This window comes from Paenibacillus sp. S-12, from assembly GCF_030363895.1.
Lineage (GTDB): Bacteria > Bacillota > Bacilli > Paenibacillales > Paenibacillaceae > Paenibacillus_B > Paenibacillus_B alvei.
In genome coordinates this window covers 271439-281717 of record NZ_JASIUF010000016.1, presented here as the reverse complement: position 1 = coordinate 281717, position 10279 = coordinate 271439, and the positions used below count along the sequence as shown (strand labels likewise).

The window sequence follows — 10279 nt, the reverse complement described above, 5'->3', positions numbered from 1 at the left end:
GAAGGGGCTTATCCGCAGCGTTGTCCCTACAGGGCAAAGCATGAACTTGAATACGGAATATCAGTATGATCGAAGTACTGGCGGACTGCTGCAAGTTCAATCCAAGAGTGATCAAGGAACTATCGTGCAGCAGTTGAATTATGAATATGATTCGATGGGGAACCCGATAACCATACGGATCAAAGGCGACTCCCGGGATACTGTTGTCCAGCAAGAATATGGAAGAATGTTTTTGAACAAGCAATCGGTGAATGTTACAAATGTCGACGGAGCATCGGACAGCCTCGTATCCCGAATGGAGTATAACACATTGACAGGAGATCCGACGAAATACATCGATGGCAACGGAAATGAAACGACGTATACGCATGATAAGCTGGGACGGATGATTGCGGAAATCTATGCGGACGGCACACAGACCGCCGTAGCATACGATGATGCAGCAAACAAAATAACGATTACGTACCCGAACGGACAGCAAATCGAAAAATGGTTCGACCCATTGGGAAATTTAATCAAAGAAACAAATGGCCGTGGCGGGGTAGCCAATCATACCTATGATCGCTATGGTCATATGATTCGAAAAGGAACCTTTGACGGCAATTGGATGGAATATGAATATGATGCTTGGGGACGCGTAACGAAAGAAAACTTCATCTATGGTCAAAACAGAATCGTATACGACGATGCCGCCAACACGAAGACGACTTACGATGGCAGCAATAATGGAATACGCGAGACGTACGATGTAATGGATCGCTTGATTGCCAAAGAAGAAATCAAACCGTCTGGTCAAGCCGTGGTAGCCGCACGGTACGAATATGACTTGGCGGGGAATGTTCAGACTGCCTACGACGGTAATCACAATGCGACAAAATACGAGTATGATGTACTAGGCCGCCTGATCGCCGTTACAGATGCCGAAGGAAAGACGACGCGCTATCGGTATAACCTATCGGGAGATATGGTCGAGATCAAGTATGCGGACGGAAATACGGTTGAGAAACGGTATGACGAAATCGGCCGACTGCTGCAGCAGATCGATCCGAACAAGCAAAGTAAACGCTTCTACTATGATGCTAATAGTAATGTCGTAAAAAGCATAGACAGAAAAGGCCAAATCCAACAGTTCGAGTACAATAACCGCAATTTCCTGACTGCCGTCGTTGCTCCAGACGAGAGAATTTCGTATAGCTACGACTCAACGGGCAAGCGGACGGCAATGACGGATCAGACGGGCACGACAGCTTATGCCTACTATCCAACAGGTGAACTGGCATCGATTATCTATCCGGATCAGACCAGAATCAATTACGATTACGAAGTCAGGGGACTGCGCACGGAACAGACCGTTGCGGCCGGGGGCTATAAGATCACGCAGCGAATAAGCCATACTAACATCCTGCCGAACCCAACAAGTATGGCCGTCTTAGATGGCAGCAGCTCGCAGCTCACGCAATTTGAATACAAGTACGACGGCTCGTATAATCGCTTGACGGAGTTGAAATCGGCGCAAGGATTCTTGGAGAACTATGCGTATGATGGCTTGAATCTAGCAGGCATTCAGCAGAAGCAAGGAGATGCGCCGCTTGGAGGCTACAGCTACACCTATGATAACAATCGCAATATTGTAGCGAAGAACGACAACGGAGCAGCGTATCAATTCAGCTACGATCCATTGAACCGGATCAAGACCTCAAGCCAGTTCAATGAAGCATATGCATACGATCAGCGAGACAACCGCAGCACGCTGCAAAGCGATCAGGTACCGAACATCAAGGGAGCAAGCTATGCGTACGATAGCCGCAATCGTCTGACCCAAGTAACGACGGAAGAGGGCAAAGGCGTTAGCTACCGCTACAACGGCGATAACCTGATGGTAGAACGCACCGAAGGCGGCGTAACGACCCGTTACTACTATGACGACAGAGCGAAGATCGTAGCAGAAGGAAAAGTAGAAGGAAACGGCAGCATCACCATTACCGCATCCTATGTCCATGATTCGAACGGCAAGCTATTGGCTCGTCAGGTTCCAGGACAGGTTATGCAGTACTACGTATCCAACGGGCACGGCGACATTACCGAAATCCGGGATGCGCAAGGCAATGTACTGAACCGCTATACGTACGACATCTGGGGCAATCCATTGGTACAAGAGGAGCAGGTTCCGAACATTTTCCGCTACTCGGGCGAATATTGGGATGCGACAACGAATCTGCAATATTTGCGCGCAAGATGGTATGATCCAAGTATCGGGCGGTTTGTTAATGAGGATACGTATGAAGGGGACATCAAGAATCCGCTGAGTCAGAATGGATATACGTATGTGCATAATAATCCGTTGAGGTACACTGATCCAAGTGGTCATAAGGTTTGGCTAATTCATGGCACATTTGCAAATCCTGAAAAGACAGGTGAGGAGACTTGGACAAATGATTTTGTTGACTATGCCGAAGCCTTATTTAATGAAACAAGTGAGAAGCTTAATTGGTCGGGCGATAATTCCAAAGGTGCTCGTTTAGATGCGGCTGAAGCTTTTGCAAACAATGTATATAAATGGCATAAGGATAATCCTAATGAACCTATTAGATTAGTGGGGCATAGTCATGGGGGAAATGTAGCAATTTTGTTGGCAAATCTGTTGGCTGAGAAAGGAATGAAAGTGGAAACATTAATTTCTATTGCTACTCCAGTAAGGGAATATCAACTCGAATCAGAGGTAGGACAACATATTCAGATGTATAATAATAGAGACATGGTACAAATGGATTTGGGAGGGTACGACTTTGGATGGGATTGGTGGAAATTGTGGAATGTGGGTCCCGGTTCTACAACAACACGCAAATTTAAGAACGCTGAAAATGTACGTGCCAAAGATGCTGAGAAGAAGGGGACTAAGATTCAGGCTCATTCAGCAATGCACAGCAATGTAGACATTTGGAAAAAATATATTGAACCGGTCTTAAAGTTGAAATAATTTAATCCAAAGGGGGGCGACTATGCAAGCATGGTTACGGTTTCTATTGGTACTAGTAATTTTATTTAGTGCTACATCATTTTTTTGGTTTCTTTTAGGTGCAACAGCTTTTTTTCAGCGAGGAATGGATATTATAGGAACTACCTATTTTTTTGGGGCAGCTATACCAGTTCTATTGTTCGCTATTGTGTTTACTATAATACTCATTAAGGGATGGGCTCCCACGAGTGGAATAGACTATGTTGGAATTGGTATAGGACTAGTTTTAGCAACACTTATCTCTGCCGCTTTGATTCAAAGCGTTAACACCCACGGTTGGGCGAATGAAAAGATAGAAAGTGATTCAATAAAGGTTACGATAGATGGACAATATGAATATCGTATTGATTTAATTAATTTATTTCAAAGAAACAGCCATGCAAGGCTCTACTTAAAGGATTTAAGCTTGGGAAAGGAAACCATTATCCCTGTCGATATTCAGACAAGCAAAATTGTAGGACTTGGGGTAAAAAAGGTAAATCATTGGGTCATGCTTGAACCGACGAACACTGCATCTGAATATATTCTGTACACAACAGAAGAACTTGGTATACCAGAAGAAAAATTTGAAATCGACATTAGGGCAGGAAAGTCAATTAGACTCAAGTAGTAATAATTTTGTTAAACCACAATGCGACTAACCATCGTATTGTGGTTTTTTTCCTTTTGCGGATGCCCCACCCAGTGCCGAATGAATCGGGCGGCATGTCTAGAAAGAACCTAACCCTCATCAACCCCGTATGATATTTTTCTTATACGGTTGTGCGTACATATAATGTGATTAATAGTATCCCCCTTTATGATAAACCTCCTTCATTGTCATAACTCTAAAATCACCAGATACCACCGTGTTTTGATGCAAATACCTTACCTTCGCTTTCTCACGGTTTTTCCGAAGTAAATTGAGATTGCAAATTAAATCAAAACGAACAGTCCTTTCAAGCTGATAGAGAGGGCGAGAAAGGGAATATCGCAACTTTGAAGATACATAGTCCGACTACTAGGGTGTGGAGTAACAACAAAAAAATATCATTTTGCTTCACAAACAATCAATCTGGACATATGTAGCGATGTTTATTCTGTAAGAACAATTTGGTAACGTGCCAGTTAACATAGAACAGGTAAGGCAATGTGAAGGCTAGCCACCTTGCCCTCTAATATAGTCCGAAATTCGTTAAAAAATTTCGGGTTGGGGGCTGAGTATGGAAGACATACAAGTTTCAATTGATCGAATTGTAGTAGATTTTACGGATGTATTTTGGGATTTCTTTAACCAATTTAACTTAACTTTACATACTCATTTTAATACTAGGTTCTATTTGCAGGAGAAAGGGTTTAAATATCATTTACATGTGAAGGATGGAAGTCATTACTTACACATTTCTTATCAACTTGCTTTTGTTCCTAAGTCAAGAAAAAACGTATTAAGAATTGAATGTCATCCTGAAAGTTTAGTTCATTTCAAGTCATGGTTGTTGCCTTTGAGAAAAGTATGCCGTGATGTTTTGTTTGTTAGATGCGATGTAGGATTCGATATTCCGTTACCTATAACTGAATTGTTTACATTATCTCTCACAGGGCGGAATATGCACATTTGGAAGGGGACTCGATATTCCAATCAGAGGCATCAACGGCAAGTCGCAGGATATTGTAGAGTTTACGATAAGAAATTAGAGAAAGCAGAGAAGCAAGGGAAGAAAATATCGGGAGAATTAACAAGGTTTGAAATTGTTTACGCTCCTACGGAGAAGATACCGCTCCACATGTTGGTTCAGTATCCTCCCTCGTTTAACAAGTACTATTTGTGCTCTCATCTGGTTTCACTTGAGAAGCTTAAACCCAAATTACTCGAAAGAATTAATGGAATAATGAACGGTGACCTTGAGCAACGACAAGTCACTGGATATTATCGTAGGGAAATCGAAAAAGAAATGAGGACACGTCCTAGACTTTGATAGCGTCGCGGCGGAGCAATGGGAAAATGCGATTGCAATACCATGTGCAATACTAGTTGGTGTTGTGAGTAAAGTACCAGTAGCGTAATCCAATTGGATCAATCCTCCATGACAATTAATTCATGAAGTTGTATATCGAGTGTCTTACAGATAACTTCAAAAGTGCTTAGATGAACTCTGTCAACTTCATTTGAACATAAATGGCTAATCGTGTTAGGTCTTAGCCCTGTAAGTCTGGCTAGTTCACGCTGTGACATGTTCCTTTCTGCAAGGATATTTTTTAGCTTAACAACTACAGGCATGTTTAACCTTCTTTCTTCGGAAAATCTTCTTTTATTATACGAAGAAATAAACGATGATGAAAGTTATTGAATGTATCGCTTAGTAGATATATAATGTGATTGTATCTACTAAGCGTTACAATAATCTCAATTATCGTAACGGGCGAGGAGGAAACATCATGAATGTCATTGGTTACGTCAGGGTTTCAACAAGCGGACAAGCCAAGGATGGCTACAGTTTAACGTACCAACAAGATGAAATCCGCTCTTATTGTCAGGAGCAAGGATTGAACTTGCAGGACTTATTTACAGATGAAGGTATCAGTGGGGCGAAGGTGGATGAGGATGCTCTTGAAGTGGACAGAATTGGCTTTCAGAACATGTTATCTGCTTTAGCCTCCCAAACCTATGACGCTGTGGTTGTCCTAAATACAAGCCGTTTATGGCGGTCTGACATTGTAAAAGTGTTGGTTCATCGGGAGTTCAAGAAGTTTGGCGTAGATGTGAAGAGCATTGAGCAGCCGACTTATTCTATACATAAGAAAGATCCAAATGATTTTCTGATAAATGGATTAATGGAATTACTTGACCAATATCAACGACTTGAAATAGCTCTAAAGCTAAGCAGAGGACGTAATAAGAAAGCACAGCAAGGAGGATATGCAGGAGGACGGGCGGCATATGGATACAAAGCCCGTAAAGGACATAAAAGCATAGAAGTACATGACAAGCAGGCTCAAGTTGTTAGAAGGCTCTTCGACTTGCGAGAGCAGTATGACTCTTGGTCACTGTCTGAATTAGCATCACAATTGAATTTAGAAGGCTACACCACGCAACAAGGTAAATGTTTTACGAAAGTACAAGTGAAGCGGATATTAGACCGCAAGGAATTGTATCAAGGTTTGTACCGTTACGGAGATATTGAAGCTGTAGGGTTGCACCAAGCAATTATTTAACCGAAGCATAGAAGGAATCAGAATTCGCTAGCGTATCTTTGCGGCTTGTCCGCTCGAACTGAGGATGCGACCTGATTTACAGACATGCTATAAGCCATCCAAATTGGGTGGTTACGTATGGGTTGGAACTTTGTGCATACGATTCTCTATGTATTGCTTACTTGGTCATATGCAGTTCTAACCTATCTGTAACCATTCAATATAATTCAATTGATATAAGGAGCGAACAGAGTAATGATACAGCCAGATAAGCTTGTTTATGTGGGCGTAGACCTGCATAAACAGCATCACACAGCGGTTATCATCGATTGTTGGAATCAGAAGCTAGATGAAATCAAGTTTGATAACAAGCCTTCCGCATATTCGCAGCTTGAGAAGAAATTGAAAAAATATACGAAGAAGGGGCTATCCGTTGTATATGGTTTGGAAGATGTGGGCGGATACGGCAGAGCGTTAGCTGTTTACCTGAATGAGAAAGGGTGTTGGGTGAAAGAGGTCAATGCCAAACTAGCAAATGCTAGGCGTAAGAGCCATGTCACTGTTCAGAAGTCTGATTCATGGGATGCGGAATGTGTGGCTAAGGTATTAAGAGATGAACTTCCGAATTTACCAGATGCCAAGCCCGTAGACTTGTATTGGGCAATAAGTCAGCTAGTTACTCAGCGTAAATGGCAAGCTAAAAACCTGTCAGGAATAGTGAAACGTCTTCATCAGCAGCTTGGATACCATTACCCAAGTTATAAGAAGTTCTTTTCTGAGATAGATGGAAAGACAGCATTAGCTTTCTGGTACAAGTACCCCTCGTCAAGGCATTTATCAGGTGTCGGGGCGGAGGAATTGGCGAAGTACCTTCGAAAGTTAAGCAACAATGGACTATCGATCAAGAAAGCAGAGCAAATACTCCATCTTATTGCTGAGGATGGCGATACATATCGGGATTTTCAAGATAAACGGGATTTCATTGTGAAACGACTGGTACGGAATATACGTTTCTATAAGAAAGAGTTGACTCGGATCGAACAAGAATTGAAGACGTTATGAAGGAACTGGGTTTTCAATTGGAATCAATGACAGGGATAGATGTTGTAACAGCGGCAGAATTGGTGGCTGAGATAGGTGATATTCATCGTTTCTCTAATCCAGACAAACTTGCGCGATTCGCGGGGGTTGCACCGATTTCAGTTGGATCAGGGGACAAGCATCGGAACTATAAGAGCAAGCAAGGCAATCGTGAACTTCATGATATCATTAAAGCTCTTGCTATTCGACAGATAGCAGTCACACGTGGGAAACGTGAACCGCGTAATCCTTACTTCTACTTTTACTATGAGCAGAAAATGGCGGCAGGAAAGACTAAGCAGCAAGCCATTGTGTGCATTATGCGTAAACTGGTTAACGTCATCTATTGCTTAATGAAGACCAAAGCAGTTTACACGATTCCAGAAGTACCCATTAAACAAGCAAGTTGATATACTAATATTGGGCGGTGATTGGAAAACGGTCACTGTCCTTTTTATTGGATATAGTACGCTTTATTAACTAGGATACGTATGAAGGGGATATCAAGAATCCGCTGAGTTTGAATTTGTATATGTATGTGGAGAATAATCCGTTGAGATGGCTTGATCCAAGTGGACATATAAAAGATAGTTTTGGGGCGACATTACCGATGCCGAGAGATGCAGAGGAAGCAGCAAAGCTAATTTCACAAGCAAAAACAAACTGGGCATATGCTCAACAACAGATTTCTTCAATAAAATCAGGAAAAGGAACGGGAATGTTATGTAAGGGGTGTAACAGTGTAGATACATGGAAAAGTTATCAGAGCAGTATGCACTCATGGGCAGAACGAATAAGGAAAACTCAGTTTGTCGGTATTTCTGCATTTGTTAAAGCAGAAGCAGGAGCATCTCTTATTATTGGAGGAAAACTAGGTGCAGAAATCAAAGATGACAAAATGAAATTATATTATCTCGCAACTTATGGTCAAGGGGGAGCAAATATATCCTTAACAGGGGGGATTTCCCAAACTAATGATTTAATGGGGAAAATGAGCAGTTGGACAGCAAATGGTGGTGCTTCATATGGGGTCTTTTATCTTGGTGAGGCAAGCATTAAATCGGATTCGAAGTATATGGAATTTTCCATTGGAGGTGGAATTGGAGCGGCCGCTGAAATTTATCTCCTACCAATATCAGGAGAAAAAGAATATTCAATAACTTGGGACTTACCATTCAATCTCGGTAAAAAAGCTGCTATATTACCATCATATGTGGGTGCGCCTAATGCCCAAGAGTGGTTAGATATGATTGGAGGAAAAGGGTGGTAGAAGAAAGGGGTGCTCAATGAGTCCATTATTATTAATTGGGGTTGTAGCTGTGATTTATTCACTGCTTCAAATTGCTATTCCGGATATAATTTTGAGTATGAAACCATTCGGTGTTAAGACACGAGAAGCAGTTAGAGTTGGAGGATTTATAACATTACCAATAGGTATACTAATAATTATAGCTGACTTGGTAATGAATTAAGTTGAACAAGTAAGGTGCATGATGAAATAAAGACCTTGTTGGGATTTTTGGGACTGACCCCATAACGTGAGACAAATCAAAACACCTTCAAGAGGAACATCCTTACATCGTAAGATAAGGGAGACAATCTTGGAGGTGTTTTTTACGTTGACAACTAGAGTGAGATACCCAGTGGAAGTGAAATTGAAAGCAATCGAAATGAGATTAGCTGGTATTCCTGTGAAAGAAGTAATTAAGGAGCTAACATCAAAAATGTGACTCAATTAATTCTACATATCCAACGGACACGGCGACATTACGGAAGTCCGGGATGCGCAAGGAAATGTGCTGAACCGCTATACGTATGATATCTGGGGCAATCCATTGGTGCAAGAGGAGCAGGTTCCAAACATTTTCCGCTACTCGGGCGAATACTGGGATGAAGCAACGAATCTGCAATATTTGCGCGCAAGATGGTATGATCCAAGTGTAGGACGGTTTATCAATGAGGATACGTATGAAGGGGAAATCAAGAATCCGCTGAGCTTGAACTTGTATACGTATGTTTACAATAACCCATTAATTCATTTAGACCCTACGGGTAATTTTGTTTACCCAATTTCTCCGTCTTTAACATGTGCGGTCGATATGGGAAATTGTAAATCTAATTTGGAAGCACAAGTTAAGGCAGGTAAGGAGATAGCAGTTGAAGGAGCAAATTTCTTAATACTTGATGATGTAAACACCCTTTTAAATCCTGATGGCTCTCTGAATGAAAAAGCCCTGACGGTAGCTTCTTTTCTGCCTTGGGGAAAAGTAATAAAAGCAGGTAAAGTTGGATCTAAGGTTAGTAAAGCAGCGAAATCACTTGCAAAGTGTAATTGTTTTACAGCAGGGACAAAGGTATTAACAGACGAAGGGGAGAGAAATATCGAAGACATTGAGGTCGGAGATACGGTTCTTGCCAAGTCTGACGAAACAGGAGAAGTGGCGTATAAAGAGGTCGTGGGGTTGTTCCAAAAACAGGCTAATGAAATCTATAAGGTTTACATTGATGATGAAGTCATTGAGGCTACGGCAGAACATCCTTTCTGGCTGGATGGTAAGGGATGGACAGAAGTGAAAGACCTGAAAATTGGAGACTTGCTTGTTACGAGTGATGGCTCTAAACTGGCTATAGATAAGATTAGGAAAGAGCCACTGAAAGCAAGGGTTTATAATTTTGAGGTTAAGGACTATAATTCTTATTTTGTATCTAACCTTGGGATTTGGGTACATAATTGCTCTATCTTTGGATTTAAATTGGCTGACGTACCTAATATGAACAAATCACAGCTTTTGAGTAATCTTCCTGATGGATGGAAGTATACAGATAATAATGGGTTTGTTCATGTTAAGGATGCTAATGGATTAATCCGAATGAGAATTGATCCTCCCGATAAGGTTACGAAATTTGACCATGTTCATCTTTATGATGAAAAAGGAAATCCATTAGATATCAATGGTAAAATTGTTGATCGGAAGAGTCCTGATGCTCATATCCGATATAAAAAGTGAGGTT

7 protein-coding genes and 3 pseudogenes are annotated in these 10279 nt (G+C 41.5%); 9 read left to right on the top strand and 1 reads right to left on the bottom strand.

The genetic code is table 11. The features are described 5' to 3' along the window. The 3 genes from NO352_RS16720 to NO352_RS16710 all read left to right on the top strand — a co-directional run. The coding region (locus tag NO352_RS16720) for an RHS repeat-associated core domain-containing protein (RefSeq protein ID WP_289356180.1) at nucleotides 1-2977 on the top strand (2977 nt) is incomplete at its 5' end. Between the two features lie 22 nt (nucleotides 2978-2999). Beyond that, nucleotides 3000-3626, top strand: a complete 627-nt coding sequence (locus tag NO352_RS16715) for a hypothetical protein (protein WP_289356179.1) — start codon at nucleotides 3000-3002, stop codon at nucleotides 3624-3626. A 592-nt stretch (nucleotides 3627-4218) separates the two neighbouring features. Then, nucleotides 4219-4971 carry a replication initiation factor family protein gene (locus NO352_RS16710; protein WP_289356178.1) on the top strand — a complete coding sequence of 251 codons (753 nt, stop codon included), beginning with the start codon at nucleotides 4219-4221 and terminating at the stop codon, nucleotides 4969-4971. A gap of 98 nt (nucleotides 4972-5069) precedes the next feature. On the opposite strand, the gene NO352_RS16705 is transcribed toward NO352_RS16710, so the two are convergent. Further along, the gene (locus tag NO352_RS16705) at nucleotides 5070-5273 is read right to left on the bottom strand and encodes a helix-turn-helix domain-containing protein (RefSeq protein ID WP_289356177.1); all 204 of its coding nucleotides are present in this window, start codon (nucleotides 5271-5273) and stop codon (nucleotides 5070-5072) included. 158 nt (nucleotides 5274-5431) lie between these two features. Here NO352_RS16705 and NO352_RS16700 point away from each other — a divergent pair, with 158 nt between their 5' ends. The 6 genes and pseudogenes from NO352_RS16700 to NO352_RS16680 all read left to right on the top strand — a co-directional run. After that, nucleotides 5432-6208 (top strand): recombinase family protein, encoded by a 777-nt coding sequence (locus NO352_RS16700; protein WP_289356176.1) that lies wholly within the window; start codon nucleotides 5432-5434, stop codon nucleotides 6206-6208. A gap of 234 nt (nucleotides 6209-6442) precedes the next feature. Next, nucleotides 6443-7677: pseudogene (locus NO352_RS16695) on the top strand (IS110 family RNA-guided transposase). A 59-nt stretch (nucleotides 7678-7736) separates the two neighbouring features. Next, nucleotides 7737-7847, top strand: a pseudogene (locus tag NO352_RS25315) (RHS repeat-associated core domain-containing protein); the annotation flags it as partial. Further along, complete coding sequence (locus NO352_RS16690; RefSeq protein WP_289356175.1) at nucleotides 7821-8537, top strand: hypothetical protein; 717 nt, start codon at nucleotides 7821-7823, stop codon at nucleotides 8535-8537. The pseudogene NO352_RS25315 and the gene NO352_RS16690, both read left to right, overlap by 27 nt. Before the next feature lie 16 nt (nucleotides 8538-8553). Beyond that, nucleotides 8554-8739, top strand: coding sequence for a hypothetical protein (locus tag NO352_RS16685; protein WP_289356174.1), 186 nt, complete (start codon nucleotides 8554-8556; stop codon nucleotides 8737-8739). 267 nt (nucleotides 8740-9006) lie between these two features. Further along, nucleotides 9007-10275, top strand: a pseudogene (locus tag NO352_RS16680) (polymorphic toxin-type HINT domain-containing protein); the annotation flags it as partial. Between the last annotated feature and the right edge of the window lie 4 nt (nucleotides 10276-10279).